The 26,722-nt window shown below is 73.1% G+C and carries 22 protein-coding genes; 8 read left to right on the top strand and 14 right to left on the bottom strand.

Annotated features, from left to right (window positions below; all coding sequences use genetic code 11):
- Positions 1-211 precede the first annotated feature (211 nt).
- From EV562_RS25170 to rsmI, 10 genes are all read right to left on the bottom strand, one after another.
- On the bottom strand, positions 212-886 hold the full coding sequence (locus EV562_RS25170) for a response regulator transcription factor (RefSeq protein ID WP_052843784.1): 675 nt from the start codon (positions 884-886) through the stop codon (positions 212-214).
- A 219-nt stretch (positions 887-1,105) separates the two neighbouring features.
- On the bottom strand, positions 1,106-3,013 hold the full coding sequence (locus EV562_RS25165) for a PQQ-binding-like beta-propeller repeat protein (RefSeq protein WP_208298415.1): 1,908 nt from the start codon (positions 3,011-3,013) through the stop codon (positions 1,106-1,108).
- Between the two features lie 94 nt (positions 3,014-3,107).
- Complete coding sequence (locus EV562_RS25160; protein WP_133889115.1) at positions 3,108-4,913, bottom strand: PQQ-binding-like beta-propeller repeat protein; 1,806 nt, start codon at positions 4,911-4,913, stop codon at positions 3,108-3,110.
- A gap of 263 nt (positions 4,914-5,176) precedes the next feature.
- Complete coding sequence (locus EV562_RS25155) at positions 5,177-6,991, bottom strand: ABC-F family ATP-binding cassette domain-containing protein (protein WP_133889114.1); 1,815 nt, start codon at positions 6,989-6,991, stop codon at positions 5,177-5,179.
- 57 nt (positions 6,992-7,048) lie between these two features.
- Positions 7,049-7,948: a 4-(cytidine 5'-diphospho)-2-C-methyl-D-erythritol kinase gene (locus tag EV562_RS25150; RefSeq protein ID WP_133889113.1), complete on the bottom strand. Its 900-nt coding sequence runs from the start codon at positions 7,946-7,948 to the stop codon at positions 7,049-7,051.
- Between the two features lie 7 nt (positions 7,949-7,955).
- A complete protein-coding gene (rsmA, locus tag EV562_RS25145; protein WP_133889112.1) occupies positions 7,956-8,822 on the bottom strand; it encodes a 16S rRNA (adenine(1518)-N(6)/adenine(1519)-N(6))-dimethyltransferase RsmA in 867 nt (288 codons plus the stop codon).
- 45 nt (positions 8,823-8,867) lie between these two features.
- The gene (locus tag EV562_RS25140) at positions 8,868-10,208 is read right to left on the bottom strand and encodes a resuscitation-promoting factor (RefSeq protein ID WP_243860153.1); all 1,341 of its coding nucleotides are present in this window, start codon (positions 10,206-10,208) and stop codon (positions 8,868-8,870) included.
- Positions 10,209-10,517: 309 nt separating this feature from the next.
- Complete coding sequence (locus EV562_RS25135) at positions 10,518-11,408, bottom strand: TatD family hydrolase (protein ID WP_133889111.1); 891 nt, start codon at positions 11,406-11,408, stop codon at positions 10,518-10,520.
- A 42-nt stretch (positions 11,409-11,450) separates the two neighbouring features.
- Positions 11,451-11,885, bottom strand: a complete 435-nt coding sequence (locus EV562_RS25130; protein WP_166661979.1) for a hypothetical protein — start codon at positions 11,883-11,885, stop codon at positions 11,451-11,453.
- Positions 11,886-12,059: 174 nt separating this feature from the next.
- A complete protein-coding gene (gene rsmI, locus EV562_RS25125; RefSeq protein WP_133889109.1) occupies positions 12,060-12,932 on the bottom strand; it encodes a 16S rRNA (cytidine(1402)-2'-O)-methyltransferase in 873 nt (290 codons plus the stop codon).
- A gap of 96 nt (positions 12,933-13,028) precedes the next feature.
- On the opposite strand from rsmI, the gene EV562_RS25120 reads away from it, so the two are divergent.
- The 4 genes from EV562_RS25120 to EV562_RS25105 all read left to right on the top strand — a co-directional run bounded on the left by EV562_RS25120 (position 13,029) and on the right by EV562_RS25105 (position 18,977).
- On the top strand, positions 13,029-14,774 hold the full coding sequence (locus EV562_RS25120) for a phospholipid carrier-dependent glycosyltransferase (RefSeq protein ID WP_133889108.1): 1,746 nt from the start codon (positions 13,029-13,031) through the stop codon (positions 14,772-14,774).
- A 54-nt stretch (positions 14,775-14,828) separates the two neighbouring features.
- Complete coding sequence (locus EV562_RS25115) at positions 14,829-15,359, top strand: hypothetical protein (protein ID WP_166661988.1); 531 nt, start codon at positions 14,829-14,831, stop codon at positions 15,357-15,359.
- A gap of 199 nt (positions 15,360-15,558) precedes the next feature.
- Positions 15,559-17,184, top strand: coding sequence for a penicillin-binding transpeptidase domain-containing protein (locus EV562_RS25110; RefSeq protein ID WP_133889106.1), 1,626 nt, complete (start codon positions 15,559-15,561; stop codon positions 17,182-17,184).
- Between the two features lie 92 nt (positions 17,185-17,276).
- Positions 17,277-18,977 (top strand): penicillin-binding transpeptidase domain-containing protein, encoded by a 1,701-nt coding sequence (locus tag EV562_RS25105; protein WP_166661987.1) that lies wholly within the window; start codon positions 17,277-17,279, stop codon positions 18,975-18,977.
- A 28-nt stretch (positions 18,978-19,005) separates the two neighbouring features.
- On the opposite strand, the gene EV562_RS25100 is transcribed toward EV562_RS25105, so the two are convergent.
- Positions 19,006-19,386, bottom strand: coding sequence for an SsgA family sporulation/cell division regulator (locus EV562_RS25100; RefSeq protein WP_133889105.1), 381 nt, complete (start codon positions 19,384-19,386; stop codon positions 19,006-19,008).
- A gap of 165 nt (positions 19,387-19,551) precedes the next feature.
- Here EV562_RS25100 and EV562_RS25095 point away from each other — a divergent pair, with 165 nt between their 5' ends.
- The 4 genes from EV562_RS25095 (at position 19,552) to EV562_RS25080 (ending at position 23,429) form a co-directional block, all read left to right on the top strand.
- Positions 19,552-20,610 (top strand): energy-coupling factor ABC transporter permease, encoded by a 1,059-nt coding sequence (locus tag EV562_RS25095; protein WP_133889104.1) that lies wholly within the window; start codon positions 19,552-19,554, stop codon positions 20,608-20,610.
- 1 nt (position 20,611) lies between these two features.
- Positions 20,612-21,373 carry a cobalt ECF transporter T component CbiQ gene (gene cbiQ / locus EV562_RS25090; RefSeq protein WP_133889103.1) on the top strand — a complete coding sequence of 254 codons (762 nt, stop codon included), beginning with the start codon at positions 20,612-20,614 and terminating at the stop codon, positions 21,371-21,373.
- A complete protein-coding gene (locus EV562_RS25085) occupies positions 21,361-22,158 on the top strand; it encodes an ABC transporter ATP-binding protein (RefSeq protein ID WP_133889102.1) in 798 nt (265 codons plus the stop codon). Before cbiQ ends, EV562_RS25085 begins: the two co-directional genes overlap by 13 nt.
- Positions 22,159-22,223: 65 nt before the next feature.
- Positions 22,224-23,429 carry a serine hydrolase domain-containing protein gene (locus EV562_RS25080; RefSeq protein WP_243860149.1) on the top strand — a complete coding sequence of 402 codons (1,206 nt, stop codon included), beginning with the start codon at positions 22,224-22,226 and terminating at the stop codon, positions 23,427-23,429.
- Between the two features lie 6 nt (positions 23,430-23,435).
- Here the strand turns inward: EV562_RS25080 and EV562_RS25075 are convergent, their stop codons facing one another.
- From EV562_RS25075 to EV562_RS25065, 3 genes are all read right to left on the bottom strand, one after another.
- Entirely contained in the window at positions 23,436-23,711 is a 276-nt protein-coding gene (locus EV562_RS25075) for a DUF1876 domain-containing protein (RefSeq protein ID WP_133889100.1), read from the bottom strand.
- Between the two features lie 82 nt (positions 23,712-23,793).
- Positions 23,794-24,306, bottom strand: a complete 513-nt coding sequence (locus EV562_RS25070) for a YbaK/EbsC family protein (protein WP_133889099.1) — start codon at positions 24,304-24,306, stop codon at positions 23,794-23,796.
- A gap of 159 nt (positions 24,307-24,465) precedes the next feature.
- On the bottom strand, positions 24,466-26,697 hold the full coding sequence (locus EV562_RS25065; RefSeq protein ID WP_133889098.1) for an MMPL family transporter: 2,232 nt from the start codon (positions 26,695-26,697) through the stop codon (positions 24,466-24,468).
- Between the last annotated feature and the right edge of the window lie 25 nt (positions 26,698-26,722).

The following is a 26,722-nucleotide window of genomic DNA, read 5'->3' as shown; positions in this document are numbered from 1 at the left end:
CCGAGGACGGACACCCCCCGCCCCGGCCCCGCACCACCCACCGAACCCAAGGCGCTACACGCACCCCCACCGAACCCGCACAGGCGCCGCAGGCACCCACCCACCCACCAGCACAGGCGCCGCAGGCATCCGCACCCACCCACCCGCACAGGCGCCGCAGGCGTCCGCCCCCGCCACAACCGCACCCGCACAGGCCGCCGCAGGCAGACGGTCAGCCGCCGGAGGCACCCGCCCGGTCCAGCAACCCCGTCCGTGCGGCCAGGGCCGCTGCCTCCAGGCGGGAGCCGACCCCCAGCTTCATCAGAACGCGCTGGACGTGCGTACGGGCCGTCGACGGGGCGATGCCCATGCCGGCCGCGATCAGGCGGGTGTCCTCGCCGTCCGCGACCCGCACCAGCACCTCCACCTCCCGCGGCGTCAGCATCTGCAGCAGCCGCTGCCCCTCGTCGTCGGGCTGGGCCGCCGGGTTCAGCAGCTCGCCGAAGGCCCCCTGCAGCAACGCCGGCGCCACCGCCGCCTCCCCCGCCCGCGCCTTCATGATCGCCCGCTCGACGCCCTCTATGCGCTCGTCGTGCCGTACGTACCCCGACGCCCCCGCCGCGAACGCCGCCGCGATGCCCCGCGGACTCGGCACCGGCCCCAGTACCAGCACCGCCACCTGCGGACGCTCCCGCTTGATCCGCACCACCGGGTCGAAGATCCCCGGCTCGGCCGGTGTCGCCGTCCCCAGCAGGCACACCTCCGGCGCCCTGCTGATCACCAGCTCCGCCGCCCCCGCGGCCGGCGCCGCCGCGGCCAGCACCCGATGCCCCCGCAGCTTCAGCGCCGAAGCCAGCGCCTCCGCGAGCAGTCGGTGATCGTCGACCACCATGAGCCGTACTCCCATGGAGCAACCCCCCAGTCACCCTGTCCCACCCCGGCATGCCCCCGGCACAGCCCGGCATGTTCCCGGAAGCTACACGCTAGCCAGCCCGCGCGCTGCCCCTACCGGCGAGAACCGCCCGCAGCACCGAGACTCCCCCACCACTCCCCCGCGCATGCGAACGGCCCCGCCCCTGCGACAGGGACGGGGCCGTGACGGACCCGAGAGGGACGGCGAACGGCGTCAGCCGCTGGTGCCGAACCCGATCGCCAGGTACTCCTTCTCGCCCGCACTGCTCGGCTCGCTGGCGTACACCTGCGACATGTACAGGTGCCCCTGGGCGTAGATGAGTTCGGAGTACTCCGGCGACATGCTGGACTCCACGTCCCGGATCGATTCGGTGGCCGGGTTCTCCAGCAGCGTCGTCTGCTTGAACGTGCCGCCGTCGATGCTCACGATCTGCCCGCCCTTGTCGTACGGCGGCCGCTTGTAGGCGATCACGTTGCCGCCGTCCATGCGCAGCGGGGTGATCGTGTAGTCGTCACCGGAGTCCGCGCGCTGGCCGGTCTGCTTGCCGGTGGCGAGGTCGAAGGCGACGACCTCGTTGGCCTGGCTGTACGACTCGCCGCTGCCCTCGTGCTCCTCGGTCGCGATGTAGAGCTTGCCGTTGCCGGCCGCGAGCCCTCCGCAGCTCTCGGGCTGGGTGATGCTGTCGCAGCGGGCCGCGTACTGGTCGCCCGGTGCCCCGATGCGGGTGAGCAGCTTGCCGGTCTTGTTGTCGATCGAGAAGAAGTCCGAGATGCCGCTGCCGTCCCCGGCGGAGTCGCCGACGTCGGCGGCCACGACCAGCGGGTTCGTCGACACGATGCCCGCGTACTCGATGCCCTTGGCCATCTTGTACTCGGAGAGCACCTTGCCGCTCTTCGGGTCGATGGTCTGGATGTTCAGCTGCCGGGCGTCGTACGAGCCGCACTTGCGCACCGCGACGAGTTTCTCGCCGCCGCCGTAGCCCGCGTCGTAGCAGGTGTCGGTCGTCTTCGGGGACCAGAGGATGTCGCCCTTGGCGATGTCGAAGGCGACGCCGCCGTCGGTGCTGCCCGCGGCGACCGTGTCACCGCTGATGGTGACGTTGTCGAAGGAGATCGGTCCCTCACCGGCGGTCTTCGTCCACACCTTCTTGCCCGCGTCCAGGTCGAGGACCGCGACCTGGGTGCAGCCGTGCGCGGGCTCCGCCTTGGTCGGCATGGCGGGCTGGTGGACGATCACCGTCTTGTTGTCGTCGGTGACGTGGTGGGTGACGGCGCAGACGGGGCCGTCCAGCTTGATCGACCACTTCTTGGTGCCCGCGGCAGGGTCGTACCCGACGATCTCGGCGATGCCGCTCTTGGCGTACACCTTGTCGGTGAGCCACGAGCCGGAGACGACGACGCTGTTGTCCTCCTTGCTCACCGCGGGCATGGGGACCTGGAAGAGCACCTTGGAGGCCGGGTCGGCGGGCGCCTTCTCCTGGGCGCCGGAGGACTTGCCGCCGTCGCCGCCCTTCTGGTCGGTCCCGCCGTCGCCGCCCTTGCCGCCGCTGGAGCTCGCCGTGTTCTTGTCGTCGTCCTTGCCGGAGGAACCGGCGTACCAGACGCCGCCGCCGATGATCAGCGCGATGGCGACGACGGCGGCCACGATGATCGCCACCTGCGCGTTGATCTTCCGGCCGCCACCCGGTCCGCCCGCGGCCTGGGGCTGCACGGGCATGGTCGGCGGCTGGTAACCGGGCTGGTAGCCGTAACCGGGCTGGCCGGGCTGACCCGGCTGGCCGTAGGGCTGCGTGGGCTGCCCGTACGCCCCGGGCTGACCCGGATGGCCCGGCTGACCCGGGTAGCCGTACCCGGGCTGGGGCTGCGGCTGCGGCTGCGGCGGCGCCTGCGGATACCCGTACCCCGGCTGCTGGGGCGGCGGCCCCGCGGGCGGGGCCGGCGGGGTCGCGGGTGCCTGCGGGTAGCCGTACCCCGGCTGCTGCGGGGGAGTCTTGCCGAGGTCGGGCCCGGAGGGCGGCGCGGGCGGCTGCGGCGGCTGGTTCGCGGGCGGCTGGTTCTGCGGCGGGCCGAAGCCGCCGCCCTGCGGGGGCTGGTGGGGCGGCGGGGGCGGCGGCTGGGTCATGACGTGAGCACCTCGGGGAACGGAGACGACGGGGACGGAGCGGGCCGCGCGGAGGCGGCCGGAGCGGCGGCCGCGGACACGGCCGGAGAAGAGGTCACTTGCCGTAGGCGAGCATCAACTTCTCCTTCGACTCGTCGTTTCCGTTGAGGCGGGTGGTGGAGATGTAGAACCGCCCGTCGACCCAGTCGATGTCCTTGGAGTAGAAGCCGTTCTCGATGTCCGCGACACCCTGCGGGTTCTGCAGCAGCTTGACCGGCTTGTGGCTGCTGCCGCCGGTCGGGATGGAGACGACCTGGCCGCCCGCGTCGTAGGACGGCTGGACGTAGGCGATGAGCTGGTCGCCCTCGACCTTCATCGGCATCATCGACTCGTCCGCGGGGGACTTGACGCGCCACTTCTCCTTGCCGGTGGCGAGGTTGACGGCGACGATCTCGTTGGCGCCGCTGGTCGCCTCGGTCGGCAGGTAGAGGGTGCCCGCGGCGACGGTCACGCCCGTGCAGCCCTGGAGGTCGCGTTCGAGGATGGCCCAGCCGCACTCGGGGGCGAAGTCCTCGTCGACGCCGACCTGTTCCTGGACCTTGCCGCCGGAGGTGAAGCTGGAGATGTTCCAGACCTTCTTGTCCTCGTCGGTGGCGTAGACGACGAGCGGGTCGACGGAGTACGTGCGGGCGATCCGCCAGCCCTTGTCGTACTTGTAGGTCCACAGGACCTTGCCGGTCTTCGGGTCGAGGCCCTGGAGCTCGTCGTGCTCGTTCTCCCCGCCGGCGCCGCAGGAGGCGACTTGGACGAGCTTGTTGGCACTGCCCGCGAATCCGGCCGGGAAGCAGGCGTCGCCGTACTTCTTCTTGTCGAACAGCTTCTTGCCGCTGCGGACGTCGTAGGCGGTGCCGGACTGGGAGCGGCCGACCATCATGGTGTCGCCGCTGAGCGTCAGTTCGAGGGAGAGCGTGGAGTCGAACAGGTCGCCGTCGGCGACCTCGCCCGACCAGCCCTTCGCCCCGGTGGCGAGGTCGATCTCCTGGAGCTTGTTGCACTTGGCGCGGTCGCTGGAGCCGCTCATGTAGGCGACGACGATCTTGTCCGCGGCCGTCTTCTCCGGGGTGGCCGCACAGATCTTCTCCGGGAAGGCGACCGGCTCCCAGGTGGGCTTGCCGTCGCCGACGTTGTAGGCGAAGACCTGCTTGTACGCCACCTTCACCGCGGCCGTGTCGGTGATCCACATGCCGTCGGCGTCGGCGCCTGAACCGGGGGCGTCGGGCGCCTCCTTGTACCAGAGCACCTTGGACTCACCGGCCTGGCGGCCCTCGTTGAGGTCCTCGGGGTCCTCGCCGCCGTCGCCGCTGCCGTCACCGGAGTCGACCGGGGCGCCGCCCTTGGAACCGGAGGGCTTGGGGTCGTCGCTCTTGGCGACGACGGGCTTCTTCTTCTCGTCGTCGCCGCCGCTCGCGGTGACGGCCCACACGCTGCCGCCGATGACGAGCAGGGCCGCGACCGCGGCGCCGACGACGAGGGCGGGCTTGCCCTTGAAGGGGTTGCGGGACCCGGGGCCGCCGGGCGGCGGGGTGCCGGGAGCGCCCGGGTAGGTCTGCTGCGGGTAGCCGTAACCGGGCTGCTGGCCGTACGGCCCCGGCTGCTGCGGCTGGGCGTACGGGCCCGAGTTGTACGGTCCCGGCTGCTGGCCGTACGGCCCGGGCTGGCCCGGCTGGCCCGGCTGGCCCGGCTGCTGCGGGTACCCGTAACCGGGCTGCTGCGGGTAGCCGTAGCCCGGCTGCTCGGACGGCGGGCCGGGCGGCGGTCCCTGCGGGGGCGGCGGGGTCGGTGCCCCGAAGCCTCCCGGAGGCGGGTCCTGCGGTGCTCCGAAGCCACCCGGCTGCGGCGGCTGATTCGGCGGCTGGCTCATCAGCGCGTTCCCCCTTATTGCTCACTCACTGATTTTTGGCCACGCCCCGGGTCACGCGCTGGCCCCGGAGTCGTCGAAGGCGATCGTTCGCACTGGCTCGGACCGTGCTGGGACAGTCCTCGGACGGCCTTTCTATCACCCGCGGCCAACCCCCCACCGGGGCGCGTCCGCCCCTGTTCCCAAGGGCGGACCGGCCCGTGATGCCTCTGTTACGCGCCTTCACGCCCCCTTTACACCTCCCGCGCCCCCCGCACGCAGGGGGCTCAGGCGTCCTCGGCCAGTTCCAGCCAGCGCATCTCCAGCTCGTCGCGCTGTCCCGCCAGCTCACGCAGCTCGGCGTCCAGTTCGGCCACCTTCGCGAAGTCCGTGGCGTTCTCGGCGATCCGCGCGTGCAGCTTGGTCTCCTTCTCGGAGACCTTGTCCAGCTGCCGCTCGATCTTCTGGAGTTCCTTCTTGGCGGCGCGCACGTCGGCGGCGCTCTTCTCGGGCACGGCCGCGGCCGGCTTGGCCGCCACGGCCGGGGCGCTCGACGCGGCGGCCTCCTCCATGCGCCGGCGCCGCTCCAGGTACTCGTCGATGCCGCGCGGCAGCATGCGCAGCGCGCCGTCGCCGAGCAGGGCGAAGACCCGGTCGGTGGTGCGCTCGACGAAGAACCGGTCGTGGGAGATGACGATCATCGAGCCGGGCCAGCCGTCGAGGACGTCCTCCAGCTGGGTCAGGGTCTCGATGTCGAGGTCGTTGGTGGGCTCGTCGAGGAAGAGGACGTTGGGTTCGTCCATGAGGAGCCGCAGCAGCTGCAGCCGCCGCCGCTCACCGCCGGACAGGTCACCGACCGGCGTCCACTGTTTCTCCTTGCCGAACCCGAAGGTCTCGCACAGCTGACCTGCGGTCATCTCGCGGCCCTTGCCGAGGTCGACGCGCTCGCGCACCCGCTGCACGGCCTCCAGCACCCGCCAGTCGGGGTCCAGCTCGGCGACCTCCTGGGAGAGGTAGGCCAGCTTGACGGTCCTGCCGACCCGCACCTGTCCGCCCGCCGGCTGCTGCTCGCCGTCGCTGCGGGCGGCCTCGGCCATGGCGCGCAGCAGGGAGGTCTTGCCCGCGCCGTTGACGCCGACCAGGCCGATGCGGTCGCCGGGGCCGAGCTGCCAGGTGACGTGCTTGAGCAGCACCTTGGGGCCGGCCTGGACGGTGACGTCCTCCAGGTCGAAGACGGTCTTGCCGAGCCGGGACGAGGCGAACTTCATCAGCTCGCTGCTGTCCCGGGGCGGCGGCACGTCGGCGATCAGCTCGTTGGCGGCCTCGACGCGGAAGCGGGGCTTGGAGGTGCGGGCGGGCGCCCCGCGCCGCAGCCAGGCCAGCTCCTTGCGGACCAGGTTCTGCCGCTTGGTCTCCTCGGTGGCGGCGATGCGCTCCCGCTCGGCGCGGGCGAAGACGTAGTCGGAGTAGCCGCCCTCGTACTCGTAGACGTCGCCGCGCTGCACGTCCCACATGCGGGTGCAGACCTGGTCGAGGAACCACCGGTCGTGGGTGACGCACACGAGGGCGGAGCGCCGCTCGCGCAGGTGCGCGGCGAGCCAGGCGATGCCCTCGACGTCGAGGTGGTTGGTGGGCTCGTCGAGGACGATCAGGTCCTGTTCCTCGATGAGCAGCTTGGCCAGCGCGATCCGGCGCCGCTCACCGCCGGAGAGCGGCCCGATGACGGTGTCCAGGCCCTGCGGGAAGCCCGGCATGTCCAGCCCGCCGAAGAGCCCGGTCAGCACGTCCCGGATCTTGGCGCTGCCCGCCCACTCGTGGTCGGCCAGGTCGCCGATGACCTCGTGCCGGACGGTGGCGGCGGGGTCGAGGGAGTCGTGCTGGGTGAGCACCCCGAGCCGCAGCCCGCCGGAGTGGGTGACCCGTCCGGTGTCGGGCTCCTCCAGCCTGGCCAGCATCCGGATCATGGTCGTCTTGCCGTCGCCGTTGCGACCGACGACGCCGATGCGGTCCCCTTCGGAGACGCCGAGGGACACGCCGTCGAGGAGTGCACGGGTGCCGTACACCTTGCTGACGTTCTCGACATTGACCAGATTGACGGCCATTTCTCTCCTGCCTGGGGGATCGCTCGACCCTCCAGGGTAGTCCGGCCGCCGTGGACCTCAGTCCAGGACCGTGGCCCCCGCCGCCGCCCCCACCGCCGTGCGCACGTCGCGGCACGTCCCCGACGCCCTCAGCACCCCGGCGATGTCGGAGGCCGACCCGGCGTCCGGGGCGAGGAAGGCCGTCGTCGGCCCGGAGCCCGAGACCAGGGCCGCCAGCGCCCCCGCCGCGCGGCCCGCCGCGAGGGTGTCGGACAGCTCGGGGAAGAGGGAGAGCGCGGCGGGCTGGAGGTCGTTGGAGACGGCCACGGCGAGTGCGGCGGCGTCGCCCTTGGCGAGGGCGTCGAGCACGGCCTGGTCGGCGACCGGGTCGGGAACGTCCCGGCCCTCCGCCAGCCGGTCGAACTCGCGGAAGACCGCCGGGGTCGCCAGTCCTCGCGCGGCCAGCGCGAAGACCCAGTGGAAGTCGCCGCCGACCTCCAGCGCCGCCAGCCGCTCGCCCCGCCCGGTGCCCAGCGCCGCCCCTCCTACCAGGCTGAACGGCACGTCGCTGCCCAGCTCGGCGCAGATGTCGAGCAGTTCCTCGCGGGAGGCGCCGGTGCCCCACAGCGCGTCGCAGGCGAGCAGCGCGCCCGCCCCGTCGGCGCTGCCGCCCGCCATGCCGCCGGCGACGGGGATGTCCTTGGCGATGTGGAGGTGCACGTCGGGTGTGCGGCCGTACCGCGCGGCCAGCGCCTCGGCCGCGCGGGCGGCGAGGTTGGTGCGGTCGAGCGGGACCTGGCCGGCGTCCGGGCCCTCGCAGGTGACGCGGAGGCCGTCCGCGGCCGGGGTCGCGGTGATCTCGTCGTACAGGGAGACGGCGAGGAAGACGTTGGCGAGGTCGTGGAAGCCGTCGGGGCGGGCGGCGCCGACCGCGAGCTGGACGTTGACCTTGGCGGGGACGCGGACCGTCACGCTCACTTGCTCGTCACCCCTGCTCCTTGTGCTCGGCGATACGCGCGAACTCTTCCACGGTCAGCGCCTCCCCGCGCGCCTGCGGCGACACGCCCGCGCCGACGAGGGCGGCCTCGGCGGCGGCGGCCGAGCCCGCCCACCCGGCGAGCGCGGCCCGCAGGGTCTTGCGGCGCTGGGCGAACGCGGCGTCGACGACGGCGAACACCTCGCGCCTGGACGCGGTGGTCTTCAGCGGCTCGGTCCGCCGGACGAGTGACACGAGACCGCTGTCGACGTTCGGCGCGGGCCAGAAGACGTTGCGGCCGATGGAACCGGCCCGCTTCACCTCGGCGTACCAGTTGGCCTTCACGGACGGCACGCCGTACACCTTCGACCCGGGTCCGGCGGCGAGCCGGTCGGCGACCTCGGCCTGGACCATGACGAGGGTGCGCTCGATGCTCGGGAAGGTCTCGAGCATGTGGAGGAGCACGGGGACGGCGACGTTGTAGGGGAGGTTCGCGACCAGGGCGGTCGGGGCCGGGCCGGGCAGCTCGCCCACGTGCATGGCGTCGGAGTGCACGAGCGCGAACCGGTCGGCGCGCCGCGGCATGCGGGCGGCGACGGTGGCGGGCAGGGCGGCGGCGAGGACGTCGTCGATCTCGACGGCGGTGACCCGGTCGGCGGCCTCCAGGAGGGCCAGGGTGAGCGAGCCGAGACCCGGTCCCACCTCGACCACCACGTCGTCGGGGCGTACCCCGGCGGTGCGGACGATCCGGCGGACCGTGTTCGCGTCGATGACGAAGTTCTGGCCGCGCTGCTTGGTGGGGCGTACGCCGAGTGCCGCCGCGAGTTCACGGACGTCGGCGGGTCCCAGGAGGGCGTCGGGGGTGGGGCTGCTCACCCCGCAAGGGTAGCCGGGGGCCGGGGGCCTCCGTCCCGGCCGGCCTCATCCGCGCAGCCGGGCACCGCAGTGCGGCCAGGCGTCGGCGCCGCTGCGTACGTACAGCTTCTGCGCCCGGTAGGTCTGCTCCGCGGCCGACGCGTCCTGGGGGCGGCCCTCGCCGCCGAGGTCGTGCCAGGTGGCGGTGTCGAACTGGTAGAGCCCCCCGTACGTCCCCGACGGGTCGACGGCGTCGGGGCGGCCGCCGGACTCGCAGGCGGCCAGGCCCTGCCAGTTCAGGTGGTCGGCGCCGTGTACGGAGGCCGGCCGGGGCCGGGTGCCGACCCGCACGATCCGCGGGCTGGGTTCGCGCACCACCTCGGTGCGCAGGCGGCGCGGCTTCTGCCGGACGCCGTTGACGGTGCGCAGGGCGTACGTGGTGCGGCGCAGCCCGGGCCGGCCCGCCTGCTGGACGACCTCGGTGCCCCGGTAGAGGGTGGCGTCCTCGTCCCGCCGTTCGCCGAAGGGGATCGGGTCCTCGCGGACCTCCCGGAACCCGGTGATGCGCAGCACCGTGACGGTCTGCCCGTCGCGCGGGAAGGCGGTCGCGGGGACGGAGGTGGTGTCCTCGCCGCGCAGGGTGACGCCGGACTCCTCGACGACCTCCCGGACGGTCGCCGCGTTGGTGCGGACGGTGCGGGTCCGGCCGTCCGCCATGACGGTCACCACCCGCTCGGTGCGCACCGCAAGGGCGAGGCCCTCGCGGCCGATGCGCCGGGCGGGCGCGGCGGACAGGTACGCGCCCTGAGTGCGCACGCCGAGCTGCCGCAGCGCCCCCTCCACCGTCTCCGCGGTCGTCCACACCGTGCTCCGGTGGCCGTCGAGGGTGAGCAGCACCGGGCGTCCGTGGCGGACGGTGACGTCCTCGCCGCTGGACAGCGGGGCGCCGGGGGCGGGTGTGATCACGTCGTGGGCGCCCACCTGGACGCCTTCCTCGGCGAGCAGTTCGGTCACGTCGTCGGCGAAGGTGTGCAGGGTGCGCGGGGTGCCGTCCACGGTCAGCTCGACGGCCTTGTCCTTGGCGACGAAGGCGGTGGTGCCGCCCGCGAGGAAGGCCACGACCAGCGCCCGCGGCAGCAGCCGGCGCAGCGAGGTGTCGGCTCGCACCGCGCACCGCGCCCGGCGCCGGCGCTCGGCCCGCCCGTCGCCCTGCCGGGGCAGTGCGGGCACGGTCGGCGCGTGGACGTCGTGGACGGGCGGCGCGGGCCGGCGGGTGTCGACGCCGTACCCGTACGGGAGGGTCGGCGCGCTGTGCACGTCGTACCCGCCGTGCGCGTCGTACCAGCCGTACGCGTCGTACGGGCCGGGTGCGGGGTACGGGCCGTACGTGTCGTGGGCACCGGCCACGCCGTACGGGCTGTCGGCGCCGTACGCGTCGTACAGGCTGTCGGCGCCGCACGCGCCGCACGCGCCGTACGGGCCGTCGACGCCGTACGTGTCGTACGTGCCGTCGACGCCGTACGTGCCGGACACGTCGCCGTGCGCGTCGTACGGTGCGAGGTGCGGGAGTCCCTCGAACACCTCGGTTGTCTCGAACTGCGTTCCGCTCACGCCGACACGCTCCAAGGGGTCCGGATCGGGCCCCCAGAACCTAGCGGAGCGGCCGTCACTCTCCCAAGTCGCCCCGCTACACAGCGTGGCGAAGTGTCGCGGGGCTCAGTACCCGAAGGCGCGGGCGGTGTTCGCCGCGAGGGCGCTCGCCAGGGTGTCCTCGTCGACGCCCCGCACCTCGGCCATGGCACGCACCGTGACCGGCACCAGGTAGGGGGCGTTCGGCCGCCCCCGGTAGGGCACCGGCGTCAGGAACGGCGCGTCGGTCTCCACCAGGACCAGCTCCGCCGGGGCCACGGCGAGGGCGTCCCTCAGGTTCTGGGCGTTCTTGAAGGTGACGTTCCCGGCGAAGGACATGTAGTAGCCGGCGCGGGCGCAGATCCCGGCCATCTCGGCGTCGCCGGAGTAGCAGTGGAAGACGGTCCGCTCGGGGGCGCCCTCCTCCTCGAGGACGCGCAGGACGTCGGCGTGGGCGTCGCGGTCGTGGATGACGAGGGTCTTGCCGTGCCGTTTGGCGATCTCGACGTGGGCGCGGAAGGAGCGCTCCTGGGCCTCCTTGCCCTCGGGACCGGTACGGAAGTAGTCCAGTCCCGTCTCACCGACGCCCTTGACCTGCGGGAGCGCCGCGAGCCGGTCGATCTCGGCCAGCGCCTCGTCGAGCGCCGCGTCCCCGCCGGGCCCCCGCGCCCCCTGCCGCGACCAGCCGTCGGGGTCGCCGAGCACGATGCGCGGCGCCTCGTTGGGGTGCAGGGCGACGGTGGCGTGGACGGCGTCGTACGCGGCGGCGGTCTCGGCGGCCCAGCGGGACCCGGCGAGGTCGCAGCCGACCTGGACGACGGTCGTGACGCCGACCGAGGCGGCCTTGGCGAGCGCCTCGTCCACCGTGCCGGACTGCATGTCGAGGTGGGTGTGCGAGTCGGCGACCGGCACCCGCAGGGGCTCGGGGAGCGGGGGCGGGGTGTCCTTGTCGGACCGGCCGGGGGCGTTCGAAGGCATGCCCCCGATCCTACGGAAGCCCCCGCACTCCTCTGGCGGGCGCTAGCTCGCCCTGCGGTGGAGGTGGAGGGCGTGCAGCAGGCCGGCCAGGTGCCGGTGCCGGGGGTGCCCCGCGTCGAGCCCCGGTGCCCTCGGGCCCGGCACCTCGGGGACCAGCGGCGCCTCCAGGGGTCCGGCCGACGGGACCCGGTGGGCCCCGGGGACGGCTCCGCGCACCGAGGCGACGCGGCCCGGCCGCATGATCCGCACGACGTGGCTGTCGCAGGTGGCGCAGGCCGGACGGGTCAGGGGCGACGGCACGACACGGCCGTCCGCGACGTAGAGCACGAAGTCGCGGCCGTCGGCGTCCGTGTGGTGCTCTATCTCGAAGGACTGCTCCCAGCCGTGCCCGCAGCGCATGCAGGCGAAGGAGTACGACTCGTGGACGACGACGGTGGCCCCGGCCCGCTCCCCGGCCCGCACGGCGCTCTCACTCATGCTCATCCCGGCTCCTCCGGTTCGTATCGCTCCTTCCTCCAGTGGACTCCTCCAGCGGCGGGAAAGCAGCAGGCGCTGCCGAGTGTTTGGGCCGATTTGAGCTGCCCTTGGCAGGAGTGCCCGGAAGGTCAGGGGCGGGTCAAGCCCGGGGCGGTCCGGGTCAAGGCGGGCCCTTCAGTTGCCCGCGTTCTTCTCTGCGGTCCTGTCCGCGTTCTTGGCCGCCACCACGGCGTCGAAGACCTCCCGCTTGGGCACGCCCGCCTGGGCGGCCACCGCGGCGATCGCCTCCTTGCGCCGCTCCCCCGCCTCCTCGCGCACCCGCACCCGGCGCACCAGTTCCGCGGCGTCGACCTCCTCGGCCCCCTTGTCGGGCGCACCCTCGACGACGACGGTGATCTCGCCCCGCACCCCCTCGGCGGCCCACGCGGCCAGCTCCCCCAGCCCGCCGCGCCTGACCTCCTCGTACGTCTTGGTCAGCTCCCGGCAGACGGCGGCCCGCCGGTCGGTGCCGAAGACCTCGGCCATGGCGGCGAGGGTGTCGTCGAGGCGGTGCGGGGCCTCGAAGTAGACGAGGGTCCGGCGTTCCTCGGCGACCTCCCGCAGCCGGGTCAGCCGCTCGCCGGACTTGCGGGGCAGGAAGCCCTCGAAGCAGAACCTGTCGACCGGCAGCCCGGACAGGGCGAGCGCGGTCAGCACGGCGGACGGGCCGGGGACGGCGGTGACCCGCACGCCGCGCTCGACGGCGGCGGCGACCAGCCGGTAGCCGGGGTCGGAGACCGAGGGCATCCCGGCGTCGGTGACCAGCAGCACCCGCGCCCCGCCGGCCAGCTCCTCGACCAGCTCGGGCGTGCGGGCGGACTCGTTGCCCTCGAAGTACGACACGACACGCCCCGCGGGGGCGACACCGAGCGCCTGGGTGAGCCGGCGCAGCCGCCGGGTGTCCTCGGCGGCGACGACGTCCGCGCCGGCCAGTTCCGCGGCGAGCCGGGGCGGGGCGTCCTGGACGTCGCCGATGGGGGTGCCCGCGAGTACAAGGGTTCCAGTCACTCCCCCATCCTCCCAGTCCTCCCGGAGGGGGCACGTATCCGCATCGGGCGGGCCCGTGCGCGGGACGCGCACAGCGCGGTTCCCTACGATGGCGCGGTGACCAGTACCGCGTCCTCCACGGACACCCTGCACGAGCAGGCCCCGCACGACGAGCGGCCCACCTGGCAGCAGCGGCTGCGCCGCTTCGGCTACACGGCGGGGCCCGCGGCCGGTGACGTCCGCGACCGGCTGGTGCCGCCCTACATGACTCCGGGGCCGCGCCTGTGGGCCTTCCTCGGCCTGTCCAAGCCGCTCACCGGCAAGGTCGTGCGCTGGTCGGCGTGGGGCGGGCCGCTGCTGGTGGCGCTGCTCGCGGGGCTGCTGCGGTTCTGGAACCTGGGCAGCCCGAAGGCGGTGATATTCGACGAGACGTACTACGCCAAGGACGCGTGGGCGCTGGTCCACCGCGGCTTCGAGGTCAACTGGGACAAGAACGCCAACGACCTGATCCTGAGCTCGGGCGGTCACGTCCCGATCCCGGCCGACGCGGCGTACGTCGTGCACCCGCCGGTCGGCAAGTACGTCATCGGCCTCGGCGAGCTGCTGTTCGGCTTCGACCCGTTCGGCTGGCGCTTCATGACGGCGCTGCTCGGCACCCTCTCGGTGCTGCTGCTGTGCCGGATCGGCCGCCGGCTGTTCCGCTCGACCTTCCTCGGGTGCCTGGCGGGCGCCCTGATGGCGCTGGACGGCCTGCACTTCGTGATGAGCCGCACCGCGCTGCTGGACAGCGTGCTGATGTTCTTCGTGCTGGCCGCCTTCGGCTGCCTGGTCGTCGACCGCGACAAGGCCCGGAGCAGACTCGCCGCCGCGCTCCCGGTGGACGAGGACGGCCGGGTCCGCCCCGACGCGCACATCGCGCAGACCCTGCGTCTCGGGTGGCGCCCCTGGCGCCTGGCGGCGGGCCTGATGCTGGGCCTGGCCGCCGCCACCAAGTGGAACGGCCTGTACATCATGGCGGCCTTCTGCGTGATGGCCGTCCTGTGGGACGTCGGCTCCCGACGCGTCGCCGGCGCCCGCCGCCCCTACCGCGCGGTGCTCCGCCACGACCTGGGCTGGGCCTTCCTCTCCACGGTCCCGGTGGCCCTGGCCACGTACCTGCTGTCCTGGCTCGGCTGGATCCTCTCCCCCTCCGACGGCACCGGCGGCTACTACCGCGACTGGGCGGTGAAGGACGGCGCGCACAGCTCCCGGTCGTGGCTCTTCCCCGACTGGTGGCGCAGCCTGTGGCACTACGAGACCCAGGTCCTGGAATTCCACACCCACCTCACCTCGCCGCACACGTACCAGTCGAACCCCTGGAGCTGGCTCGTCCTGGGCCGCCCGGTGTCCTACTTCTACGAGTCCCCGGCGGCGGGCGCGGACGGCTGCCCGGCCGACGCCGGCGAGAAGTGCGCCCGCGAGGTGCTGGCCCTCGGCACGCCGCTCCTGTGGTGGGTGGGCTGCTTCGCCCTGCTGTACGTCCTGTGGCGGTGGTTCTTCCGCCGCGACTGGCGTGCGGGCGCCATCGCCTGCGGCCTGGCGGCGGGCTACCTCCCCTGGCTCCTGTACCAGGAGCGCACGATCTTCCTCTTCTACGCCGTCGTCTTCGTCCCGTTCCTGTGCCTCGCGGTGGCGATGCTCCTGGGGGCGATCATCGGCCGCCCGGGCTGCAGCGACACCCGCCGGGTGGCGGGCGCGACGGGAGCGGGCGTCCTGGTGCTGCTCATCGCGTGGAACTTCATCTACTTCTGGCCCCTGTACACCGGCACGGCGATCCCGATGGAGGAGTGGCGGGCCCGGATGTGGCTCGATACGTGGGTCTAGCCGGCCGGTCAGGACAGCACACCGGTGGGCAGGACGCGTGCTTCAATGACGCGCATGATGGAGGACGGCACGTCCCTCGGACCGCTGCAACTGACCGGTGGACGTTGGGGAGTCGGAGACGCCTCACGACCGGGCACCCACTGGGTGGAGTTCCGCCCGGACGGGCTCCGGCAGCACGAGCCGGACTCCGAGGGACGGTCGGTCCCGTGGTCGAGGATCATGACCGGCGTCTGGCTCACCTGGGGCAAGCACCCCCGGAACACCGCCAGCAGGGGCATGTACACGCTGAAGGGGACGGTCGCCGGGCGCGCCGGCGGCTGGATGCACCTGACGCTGCGCCACCCGTACGAGAACGAACAGCTGCGCTTCGACCGGCATGAGCGCCCCTACCGGGCCGTGGACGCCCTGCGGCTGGAGAGTCTGATGCGGCAGCTCGTCGACGAGGGGAAGCCGCATCTCCTCGGCGACCCGGAGTGGACGGGCCGCGCCGTGGCGCATCTGTCCGGCGGGGGGAACCGCTGGATCACGAACCGTGCGCTGCGGCGGGCGGCGACGGAGGCCGTGGCCACGGCCACCGGCCCCTGACGGCCGCCGCCGCCCGACAGGGTTTCCCGCACCACGCCCCTGCTCCCGTTTCGCGTCACCCCGCCCCGATCTCCTTTGGGCAACCAAAACGGAAACACCCGTACCGCGGGTCACCCCCTTGCGCCTAGAGTGCACCTACAACTACTTCTGAACGCGTTCAAGAAGGCGGGCGGGAGTACTCACGGGGAGGGGACTGCCGATGGGCAGGGGGGTCAAGGTCGCCGTCATAGGCGGGGTGTGCGCGGTGATGGTGGGCGGTGCCGGCTACGGCGCCTACAACGTGGTGTCGGCGCTGGACGGGACGCCGGGGGCCGCCGCGTCGGAGCCCCGGAGCGGGCCGCCGAGCGCGGACGAGGTCGCGGAGACGTCGAAGAAGTTCTTCGCGGCCTGGGAGAAGGGCGACGCGTCGACCGCCGCGGGATACACGAACAACGCGTCGATCGCCGGGACGCTGCTGACCGCCTACGCCGAGGACGCGCACATCGGCGGGGTCGAGATCACGCCGGGCACGGCGTCCGGTACGGCGGTGCCGTTCACGGTGAAGGCGAAGGTGTCCTACGAGGGCGCCACCGAGCCGCTGAGCTACAAGAGCACGCTGACCGTGGTGCGCGGGGAGACCAGCGGGCGCGCCCTGGTGGACTGGGAGCCGTCCGTCGTCCACCCCGACCTGAAGGACGGCGACACCCTGGTCACCGCGGAGTCGGCGACGCCGCGGATCCAGGCCGTCGGACGCGACGGCGCCGTGCTGAGCAAGGAGAAGTACCCCTCGCTCGGGCCGGTCCTCGACCAGCTGCGGGAGAAGTACGGCGACAAGGCCGGCGGCACCCCCGGCGTCGAGCTGGCGGTCCGGCACACGACCACCCAGGCGCCGGACACCCCGCTGCTGACGCTGACCGAGGGCAAGCCCGGGAAGCTGCGCACCACCCTCAGCGCGAGCGTGCAGGCCGCGGCCGAGAAGGCGGTGAAGCGGTTCGGGGAGTCCTCCGTGGTCGCCGTGAAGCCGAGCACCGGCGAGGTGCTGGCCGTGGCGAACGACCGCGAGGACGGCTTCAACGCCGCGTTCCAGGGCAAGGTCGCCCCCGGCTCCACCATGAAGATCATCACCGCCGCCATGCTCATCGACAACGGCGTGACGTCGATGAACGGGCCGGCGCCCTGCCCCGACACGGCGATGTGGCAGAGCCAGACCTTCCACAACCTGACCACCATGAAGCCCGATGAGAGCGCCACGCTCGCCGACACCTTCACGCGCTCCTGCAACACGGGCTTCATCAAGCTCGTCGACGAGAAGCCGCTCGACGACTCCTCGCTGACGCGGGAGGCCCAGGAGCGCTTCGGGCTCGGGCGGGACGACTGGCAGACCGGCATCGTCTCCTTCGACGGCAGCGTCCCCGCCTCCGGCGGCCCCGACCGGGCCGCCAACGCCATCGGGCAGGGCCAGGTCCAGATGAACCCGCTGAACATGGCCTCCGTGACGGCGACCGCCGTCACCGGGGCGTTCCGCCAGCCGTACCTGGTGCCCTTCGACCTGGACGACCGCGAGCGCGCCACCGCCCAGGGGCTGCCGCGGGGCACCGTCTCCCAGCTCAAGCAGATGATGCGGCTCACCGCCACCCAGGGCACCGCCGTCGAGGCCATGTCCGGGCTCGGCGGCGACATCGGTGCCAAGACCGGGTCGGCCGAGGTCGACGGGCACGCGGTCTCGGACTCCTGGTTCACCGGCTTCCGCAACGACATCGCGGCGGCGGCCATGGTCCAGGGAGGCGGTCACGGCGGTGACGCGGCCGGGCCGATCGTCGCAGACGTGCTACGAGTCGGCGGCTGACGCGGACCGCGGCCGCGGATGCCCTTACTGTGGTCGCCGTTGTGAGCACCATCCGCCATCAGGGCGTCGAAGCCACCGAGGAACGGGACACCGTGGGCAGCAGAAGGGCCGCCGCCGGGCGGCGCAGGACGAAACCGGCCGTGATCGGCACTGTGGCCGCGGTGGTCGTGGCCGGTGCCGGGTTCGGTGCCTACGCGATGTACGGCGGCGACGCGGGCGGCGAGGACACCGCGCGGACCAAGTCCGCGGCGGGCGCGGAGAAGGCGAAGTCGGGACCGCTGACGGCGGCCGAGGTCACCTCGACGGCCCAGCGGTTCCTGACCGCCTGGCAGAAGGGCGACGTGGCCGGCGCCGCCGCCGCGACCGACGACGCCGTCGCCGCGAAGGCCCTGCTCACCGGGTACACCAAGGACGCCCGCGTCAAGGGCGCCGCCTTCACCGCGGGCGCCCCGGCCGGGGCGAAGGTGCCGTTCTCCGTGAAGGCCACCGTCGCCTACGGCGAGGCGAGCGCTCCGTTCGCCTACGACAGCGCGCTGACCGTCGTCCGCCGGGCCGGTGACGGCGAACCCCGCGTCGACTGGCACGCCGCCGTCGTGCACCCGGAGTTGCGGGACGGCGACCGGCTGGTCACCGGGAAGGCCGGCGACCCGCCGGTCAAGGCGCTGGGCCGCGACGGCACGGAGATCACCGCCGCGAAGTACCCGTCCCTCGGCACCGTCCTGGACGGCCTGCGCGACAAGTACGGCAAGAAGGCCGGCGGCACCCCGGGCATCGAGTTGCGCGTGGTGCGCGGCGAGGCCGCCGGGGACGGGAAGGGCGCGCAGGAGTCCGGCGCCGCGGAGGTCGCCGACAAGACGCTGATCGAGCTGAGCAAGGGCACGCCGGGTGAGTTGAGGACCACGCTCGACCCCGCCCTCCAGGCCGCCGCCGAGCGGCAGGTGGACGGCAGGAAGGGGGCGTCGGTGGTGCTGTTGCGCGCCTCCACCGGCGAGGTCCTCGCGGTCGCCAACGGCGGGCACGGCTTCAACACCGCCTTCCTCGGCTCGCTCGCCCCCGGCTCCACCATGAAGGTCGTCACCGCCTCGCTGCTGCTGGAGAAGGACCTGGCATCGGTGAACAAGACGCACCCGTGCCCCAAGTACTTCAGCTACGGCGGCTGGAAGTTCCAGAACGACGACGAGTTCGAGATCAAGGACGGCACCTTCAAAGCGAGCTTCGCCCGCTCCTGCAACACCGCCTTCATCAGCCAGGCCCCCGAGCTGGAGGACGACGACCTGACCAGGCAGGCCAAGGAGGTCTTCGGCCTGTCCATGAACAACTGGTCGGTCGGCGTGTCCACCTTCGACGGCAGGGTGCCGGTGCAGAGCAAGGCGCAGATGGCCGCCTCCCTCATCGGCCAGGGCGGGGTGCGGATGAACCCGCTGAACATGGCGTCGGTGGCGGCGACCGTGAAGGCGGGCTCCTTCCACCAGCCGTACCTGGTCGCCCCGTCGGTCGACGGGCGCGCGCTCGCGACGGCCTCCCGCACGATGTCGGGCGAGACGCTCGGCGCGCTGCGCGAGCTGATGTCCTACACGGCGGCGTACGGCACCGCGGCGGAGGCGATGGCCGGGGTGAGCGGCGACGTCGGCGCGAAGACCGGTTCGGCGGAGGTCGACGGGCAGGACAAGCCCAACGGCTGGTTCACGGCGTACCGGGGCGATCTGGCCGCGGCGGGCGTGGTCCAGCAGGGCGGGCACGGCGGCGACACGGCGGGGCCGATGGTGGCGGCGCTGCTCAAGGCGGGAGGCTGACGGCTCCGGGGGCGGCCGGCGACCCGGGTCAGTGAGGCACCGGCTGCGCGGCCGCCGCGTAGGTGCGGCGCAGGAAGCGGATGAGCGCCTTGTTCTCGAACTGGACCACCGAGCAGCCCTGCGGGGAGTGGAACTCGACGACGGCCTGGACCCGCCCGCACGGCCACACCCGCACCTCACCGGTGCCGGTGGGGGCGCGCAGCCCCTGTTCGAGCAGGGCGCGGGAGAAGGTCCACTCCCGGGCACGGGAGGCACGGCCGCCCCTTCCGGGCAGGGCGACGCAGACCTTCGAGGGGTCGAGCCCGGGGTCGTAGCGCAGCACGACGGGTATCGCTCCGCCGTCGTCCTGGTCGGGGAGGTCCGCGTCCGTCAGGATGTGGGCTCGTGCGTACTGTTCGACTACGGACATGGGGTCGCCCCTTACGCTGTGCCACCTGTGTCGAAGCTGTGCGTCCACCCCCTCTCCAATGTCCCATATTTCCCGGATCACGCCCCGTGAGCCGAATATCACATGCGAGATCAGCTTTTACCTCGCTCTTGCGAACGACTTGCAACTGGTCTCTATCATCGATGCGTGCATGTACCTGACGGATTCATCAACGCCCCGACCTCCGCCGTGACCGGGGTCGTCGCCGCGGGCGCCATCGCGGTCAGCCTGCGCGGCGCGCGCCGGGAGCTGGACGAGCGGACGGCGCCGCTGGCCGGGCTGGTCGCGGCGTTCATCTTCGCGGTGCAGATGCTGAACTTCCCGGTCGCGGCCGGGACCAGCGGGCATCTGCTCGGCGGCGCGCTGGCCGCCATCCTGGTCGGGCCCTACACCGGCGTGCTGTGTGTGTCCGTCGTCCTGCTGATGCAGGGCATCCTCTTCGCCGACGGCGGTCTGACCGCGCTCGGCGTCAACATCACCGACATGGCGATCGTCACCACGGTCGTCGCCTACGCGCTCTTCCGGGGCCTGGTGAAGGTCCTGCCGCGCACCCGCCGCTCGGTCACCGTCGCCTCCTTCGTCGCCGCGCTGGTGTCCGTCCCGGCCGCCGCCCTGGCCTTCACGCTCCTGTACTGGATCGGCGGGACCACCGACGTCGCCATCGGCAAGGTCGCCACCGCGATGATCGGGGTGCACGTGCTGATCGGCATCGGTGAGGCCGCGATCACCGCGCTGACCGTCGGCGCCGTCATCGCCGTGCGCCCCGACCTGGTGTACGGGGCGCGCGGGCTCCAGCAGCGGCTCAAGCTGCGGGTGAACGGCGAGCTGGTCGACGCCCCCTCGGCCGCCGCACCGGCCCCCGCGCCCGTGGCCGCCCGCTCCCACCGCACGGTGTGGATCACCGGCCTCGTCGCCTCGCTGGTGCTGGCCGGCTTCGTCAGCTTCTACGCCTCCGCCGACCCCGACGGCCTGGAGAAGGTCGCCTCCGACAAGGGCATCGACGAGAAGGCCGAGGAGCACGCGGCCGCCGACTCGCCGCTCGCCGACTACGGCGTCAAGGACATCACCGATGCCCGGATCTCCGGGGGGCTGGCGGGCGTGATCGGCGTCGGTGTCACCGTCGTGGCGGGCAGTGCCGTGTTCTGGACGGTGCGCAGGCGCCGCAGCGACGACGCCTCCCCCACCCACACGGAAACGACCGTCTGACGTGGGCGCCGGCCACGCCCACCGGCTGTACCGGCACGGCCGCTCGCCCGTGCACGGGCTGCCGCCGCACACCAAGCTCGCCGCGGCCTTCGCCTTCGTGGTCGTCGTGGTGTCGACGCCGCGCGAGGCGATGTGGGCCTTCGGCCTGTACGCGCTGCTGCTGGCGGCGGTGGCGTACGCGGCCCGTGTGCCCGCGTCCTTCCTGCTCAAGCGGCTCCTGATCGAGGTGCCGTTCGTCGCGTTCGCGGTGCTCATGCCGTTCGTGGCGGAGGGTGAGCGGGTCGACGTCCTCGGCATGTCGCTGAGCGTCGGCGGCCTGTGGGGCGCCTGGAACGTCCTGGCCAAGGGCACCCTGGGCGTCGCCGCCTCCGTGATCCTCGCCTCCACCACCGAGCTGCGGGAACTCCTCCTCGGTCTCCAGCGGCTGCGGCTGCCTCCGTTGCTGGTGCAGATCGCTTCGTTCATGATCCGGTACGGGGACGTGATCGCGGACGAGATGCGCCGGATGCGGATCGCCCGGGAGTCCCGGGGCTTCGAGGCGCGGGGCGTACGGCACTGGGGCGTGCTCGCCAAGTCGGCGGGGGCGCTGTTCATCCGCTCCTACGAGCGCGGCGAACGCGTCCACCTGGCCATGGTCAGCCGCGGGTACGCCGGTTCGATGCCGGTGATCGACGAGGTGACCGCGTCCCGGGCGCAGTGGTCGTACGCGCTGACCCTGCCGTGTGCGGCGCTGGTGGTCTGTCTGCTGGGATGGACCCTGTGACCGACCACCCCGTGACCAGCGGCCCCGCGACCGACGCACCCGCCTCCCTCGACGTCTCCGGCCTCGCCTTCGCCTACCCCGACGGGCACCAGGCCCTGTTCGGCGTGGACTTCTCCGTCGCGCGCGGCGAGCGGGTCGCGCTGCTCGGGCCGAACGGCGCGGGCAAGACGACCCTCGTGCTCCACCTGAACGGCATCCTGTCCGGGGGCACCGGCACGGTCACGGTGGCCGGGCTGCCGGTGGACCGGCGGAACATGGCGGAGATCCGGCGCCGGGTCGGCATCGTCTTCCAGGACCCCGACGACCAGCTCTTCATGCCGACCGTGCGCGAGGACGTGGCGTTCGGACCGGCGGCGGCCGGGGTGAAGGGGGCCGAGCTGGAGGCCTGCGTGGAGCGGGCGCTCACGCTGGTCGGGATGGCGGAGTTCAAGGACCGGCCCCCGCACCATCTCTCCTTCGGCCAGCGGCGCCGGGTGGCGGTGGCGACGGTGCTCGCCATGGAGCCGGAGATCCTGGTCCTGGACGAGCCCTCCTCCAACCTCGACCCGGCCTCCCGCCGCGAACTCGCCGACATCCTGCGCTCCCTGGACGTCACGGTCCTGATGGTCACCCACGACCTGCCCTACGCCCTGGAGCTGTGCCCCCGCGCCCTCGTCCTCAGCGACGGCGTGATCGCGGCCGACGGTCCGACGGCCGAGCTGCTGTCGGACGACGCGCTGATGCGGGCCCACCGCCTGGAACTGCCCTTCGGCTTCGACCCGCGGTCGGTGTCGGCGCGCGGGTGAGGAATGGTGGGCAACCGGTGGCGGTTGCAGCCACTGTCGCGAGCGGCCGGAAGGGGCGTACAGGGGTGAGCGGGAACGTGCACGGCACGGTGGCCGAGGGCTTCGAGCCGGTGAGGGACGCGTTCGCACAGAACTTCACCGCGCTCGGTGAGCGGGGTGCCGCCGTCGCCGTCTACCGGGACGGGCGCAAGGTCGTCGACCTGTGGGGCGGCGCCCGCGACGTCGACGGTACGGAGGGCACCGGGCCGTGGCGCCGGGGCACCGCCCAGGTGGTCCGCTCGGCGACCAAGGGCGTCGCCGCCGCCGTACCGCTGCTGCTGCACCAGCGCGGGGAGCTGGACCTGGACGCGCCGGTGGGCGAGTACTGGCCGGAGTTCAAGGCGCGGGGCAAGGAGCGGGTGCTGGTCCGGCACCTGCTGAGCCACCGGGCCGGGCTGCCGGTCCTGGACCGGCCGCTCACCCCCGAGGAGGCCCTCGACCCGCTGCGGGGCCCCGCCGCCGTCGCCGCGCAGGCCCCCGTCTGGGAGCCGGGCACCGACCACGGCTACCACGCGCTGACGTACGGCTGGCTGCTCGACGAGCTGGTCCGCCGGGTGACGGGCGGGCGGGGCGCCGGTCAGTGGATCGCGGACGAGATCGCCCGCCCGCTCGGCCTGGACCTGTGGGTGGGGCTGCCCGCCGCGGAGGAGGCGGCGGGCCGGGCCGGACGCGTCGGGCGCCTGGCGGAGCCCGAACCGTCGGGGAGCGGCCCGCGGCTGCGCCCCAAGCGGGCGGTCACCGAGGCGTACGGGGACCCGGACTCCCTCACCCGCCGCGCCTTCGCCGCGATCACCCCGTTCCCCGACCAGAACGACCCGGTGTACCGGGCCGCCGCCCTCCCGGCCGCCAACGGCATCGCGACGGCCGACGGGCTGGCCCGCTTCTACGCGGCGCTGATCGGCGAGGTCGACGGCGTGACGCGCGGCGTGCGGCTCTTCGACGCGGCGACCATGGAGCTGGCCCGCGCCGAGGAGTCCGCCGGGCCCGACCGGATCCTGGTCGTCGGCACCCGGTTCGGCCTCGGCTACATGCTGCACGGCAGCGCGTCCCCGTTGCTGTCCGCCGGTTCCTTCGGCCACCCGGGGCGCGGCGGCTCCCTCGGCTTCGCCGACCCGGAGAGCGGCATCGCCCTCGGTTACGTCACCAACGGTTTCCGCAAGACCGTGACGGCGGACCCGCGGGCGCAGGCGCTGGTACGGGCGGTCCGCGCCTCGCTGGACCGGGCCGGCTGATACCCGTCAGACGTGGATGGGGTGCGAGGTCCGCCCCGACGCCGCGTCGATCTCCTCGTGCGCCTTGGTGAGCAGCTGCATCGCCAGCTCGTTCAGCGCGCGTGCGCCCGCCACCTCCTCGCCGACCCGTGGCTGGCCGGCGTCGGCCCGATGACGGCTGGCGTGGCCGTGCGCGCGGACCTCGCTGCCGTCGGGGAGCCGCACCATCGCGACCGCCCGCGTGTGCTGGTCGTCCTCCATGAACTCCAGCTCGACATGCCATCCCACTGTGGTGTGCATCATGACGATCACCTCCGGAACACCTCCTTCCAGGGTGCGCCCGCCCGCGGCGGTCGCACCACCCGGCCGGCGGTGACCGGAGGTGTCACTCGAAGCGCTCGCGCACGTCCACGAGGGTGGCGCCGGCGGCGGCGACGAGTTCCCCGGGTTCCATCGGGAAGACGGCGTACGGGGTGCCGGCGGCGGCCCAGACGGTCGCGTGGGCGAGCAGCGACCGGTCGGCGAGCACCCGGGTCCTGGTCCGGTGCCCGAACGGCGGCACCCCGCCGATCGCGTAGCCGGTGGTCTCCCGTACGACGTCGGCCTTGGCCCGCGTGACCTTCGCGGCGCCGAGTTCCTCGCGGACCCGGTCCAGGTCGACGCGGGAGGCGCCGTCCATGAGGACCAGCACGGGCACCCCGTCGGCGGCGAAGACGAGCGACTTGCAGATCTGGCTCAGCTCGCAGCCGATCGCGGCGGCGGCCTCGGTGGCGGTGCGGGTGGCCTCCGGGAAGCGCCGGGCCCGGCCGGCCAGGTCGCCGAGGCCGAGTTCGCCGAGGGCGGCGGCGAAGCGGGGGTGGGCGGCGGTGGACCCGGAGGCGTCGTCGGTCGTCGTCATGCAGGGCACCGTACTAGTCCGTGCGGCGCGCGGGCGACCCGGTTGCGGCGCCCCCGCGGCGCCCCCGGACAGGAGGAAGCCGGTGAGGGCAGCCCCGTCCCCACGGAAGCCCTCACCGGCTGGTCTGTGCCGCCTCAGGTCACGAGGCGGCGGGTCGGGTCAGGTGCGTACCAGCTCCCGGTCCTCGTCGGGGCCCGAGCCCCGCTCGCCGGCCGTACGCAGGCCCTCGCCCTCGACATCCACGTTGGGCAGCGCGCGGTCCAGCCACTTCGGCAGCCACCAGGCCTTCTTGCCGAGCAGGGCGAGGACCGCCGGGACGAGGGCCATGCGGACGACGAACGCGTCGAAGAAGACGGCGACGGCGAGGCCGAAGCCGATCATCTTGACCATGGACTCGCTGGAGCCGATGAAGCCCGCGAAGACCGCCATCATGATCACCGCGGCGGCGGTGACGACCCGGGCGCCGTGCCTGAAACCGGTGACGATCGCCTGGTGGGGCTTCTCGCCGTGGACGAAGGCCTCCCGCATGCGGGTGACCAGGAAGACCTCGTAGTCCATGGCCAGGCCGAAGACCACGCCGACCATGAAGATCGGCATCATCGACATGACCGGACCGGTCTCCTCGACGCCCATCAGGCCGGACAGCCAGCCCCACTGGAAGACCGCGACGACCGCGCCGAGGGCCGCCATGACGGAGAGCAGGAAGCCGAGGGCCGCCTTCAGCGGGACCAGGATCGAGCGGAAGACCACGATCAGCAGGAGGAAGGCCAGCCCGACGACCAGGACCAGGTACGGCACCAGCGCGTCGTTGAGCTTCTGGCTGACGTCGATGTTCATCGCCGTGGAGCCGGTGACCAGGGTCTGGGCGCCGGTCTTCGCCTCGATGTCGCCGCCCGCGTCGCGGATGGCGTGCACCAGGTCCTCGGTCTGCACGGAGGACGGCTTGGAGTCCGGGACGACGGTGATCGTCGCGGTGTCGCCGCCCTTGTTGGGGGCGGGCGGGGTGACCGCCACGACGCCGTCGAGGTCCTTGATCTGCTTCTCGACGTCGGTGAAGGCGTCCTTCGGAGCGTCGCTGCCCTTCGCGTCGACGACGACCATCAGCGGGCCGTTGAAGCCGGGGCCGAAGCCGTCGGAGAGCAGGTCGTAGGCGCGGCGCTGGGTGGTGGACGTCGGCTGCGAGCCGTCGTCGGGCAGGCCCAGTTCCAGGGAGGTCGCGGGGACCGCGGCGGCGCCGAGACCGATGACGCCCAGGAGGAGGACGGCCAGGGGGCGACGGACGACGAAGCTCGCCCAGCGGGTGCCCATGTTGGGCTTCGGGCGGCCGTCGGGCTCCTTCGGCTCGCCCTTGCGGGACCGGCCGAGCAGCTTGCTCCTCGCACCGGCCGGCTTGACCCGGCGGCCGGCGTAGCCGAGCAGCGCGGGAATCATCGTCAGGGCGATCAGGACCGCGATGGCGACGGTGCCGGCCGCCGCGACGCCCATCTTGGTCAGCATCGGGATGTTGACCACCGCGAGGCCCACCAGGGCGATGACGACCGTGAGGCCGGCGAAGACGACCGCGGAGCCCGCGGTGCCGACCGCCCGTCCGGCGGCCTCCTCGCGCTCACGTCCCTCGGCGAGCTCGGCGCGGTAGCGGGAGACGATGAACAGGGCGTAGTCGATGCCGACCGCGAGGCCGATCATCATGGCCAGGATCGAGGTGGTCGAGCCCAGTTCCAGCGCGCTGGCCAGCGCGGTGATCGAGGAGACGCCGATGCCCACGCCGATCAGGGCGGTGAGCAGGGGCAGCCCGGCCGAGACCAGGGACCCGAAGGTGATGACCAGGACGACGGCGGCGACCGCGATGCCGATGACCTCGGTGGCGCCGGTCTCCGGGACGGCCTGGAGCGCGTCGCCGCCTATCTCGACGGTCAGTCCTGCGTCGCGCGCCTGCTGGGCGGCGTCCTCGAGGGCGTCCTTGGTGGACTCCTCCAGCTCCATGCCGGAGACGTCGTACTTCACCGAGGCGTAGGCGACGGAGCCGTCCTTGCTGACGGCGTTGCCCCGGTAGGGGTCGGCGACCGAGGCGACCTCGGAGCCGTCGGCGAGCTCGTCGACGGTCTTCTGGACGGTCGCCTTGTTGCCGGCGTCCGTCATCTTCTCGCCGGAGGGTGCCTTGAAGACGACACGGGCGGTCGCTCCGTCGGCGCTCGCCCCGGGGAAGCGCTGTTCCAGCAGGTCGAAGGCCTTCTGGGCCTCCGTTCCCGGGATGGAGAAGGAGGAGTTGCCGGCGGGCGGGGCGCTGGCCGCGCCGACGCCGGCGAGCGTCAGCAGGGCCACCCAGATCAGGGCGACGAAGTGTCGTCGGCGGAAGGCGAGCCGGCCGAGTTTGTAGAGGAACGTGGCCACGGGGGCGTACTCCCGGTCAGGTCGT

This window comes from Streptomyces sp. BK208, from assembly GCF_004364245.1.
Lineage (GTDB): Bacteria > Actinomycetota > Actinomycetes > Streptomycetales > Streptomycetaceae > Streptomyces.
The sequence above is the reverse complement of the archived record's forward strand: the minus strand, read 5'-3'. Positions and strand labels throughout refer to the sequence as shown.

Coding starts and splice junctions, on each gene's coding strand:
- EV562_RS25170 (WP_052843784.1), bottom strand. CDS start 886: ATGGGAGTACGGCTCATGGTGGTCGACGATCACCGACTGCTCGCGGAG.
- EV562_RS25165 (WP_208298415.1), bottom strand. CDS start 3,013: ATGACCCAGCCGCCGCCCCCGCCGCCCCACCAGCCCCCGCAGGGCGGC.
- EV562_RS25160 (WP_133889115.1), bottom strand. CDS start 4,913: ATGAGCCAGCCGCCGAATCAGCCGCCGCAGCCGGGTGGCTTCGGAGCA.
- EV562_RS25155 (WP_133889114.1), bottom strand. CDS start 6,991: ATGGCCGTCAATCTGGTCAATGTCGAGAACGTCAGCAAGGTGTACGGC.
- EV562_RS25135 (WP_133889111.1), bottom strand. CDS start 11,408: ATGCCTTCGAACGCCCCCGGCCGGTCCGACAAGGACACCCCGCCCCCG.
- EV562_RS25130 (WP_166661979.1), bottom strand. CDS start 11,885: ATGAGTGAGAGCGCCGTGCGGGCCGGGGAGCGGGCCGGGGCCACCGTC.
- EV562_RS25115 (WP_166661988.1), top strand. CDS start 14,829: ATGATGGAGGACGGCACGTCCCTCGGACCGCTGCAACTGACCGGTGGA.
- EV562_RS25110 (WP_133889106.1), top strand. CDS start 15,559: ATGGGCAGGGGGGTCAAGGTCGCCGTCATAGGCGGGGTGTGCGCGGTG.
- EV562_RS25100 (WP_133889105.1), bottom strand. CDS start 19,386: ATGTCCGTAGTCGAACAGTACGCACGAGCCCACATCCTGACGGACGCG.
- EV562_RS25085 (WP_133889102.1), top strand. CDS start 21,361: ATGGACCCTGTGACCGACCACCCCGTGACCAGCGGCCCCGCGACCGAC.
- EV562_RS25075 (WP_133889100.1), bottom strand. CDS start 23,711: ATGATGCACACCACAGTGGGATGGCATGTCGAGCTGGAGTTCATGGAG.
- EV562_RS25070 (WP_133889099.1), bottom strand. CDS start 24,306: ATGACGACGACCGACGACGCCTCCGGGTCCACCGCCGCCCACCCCCGC.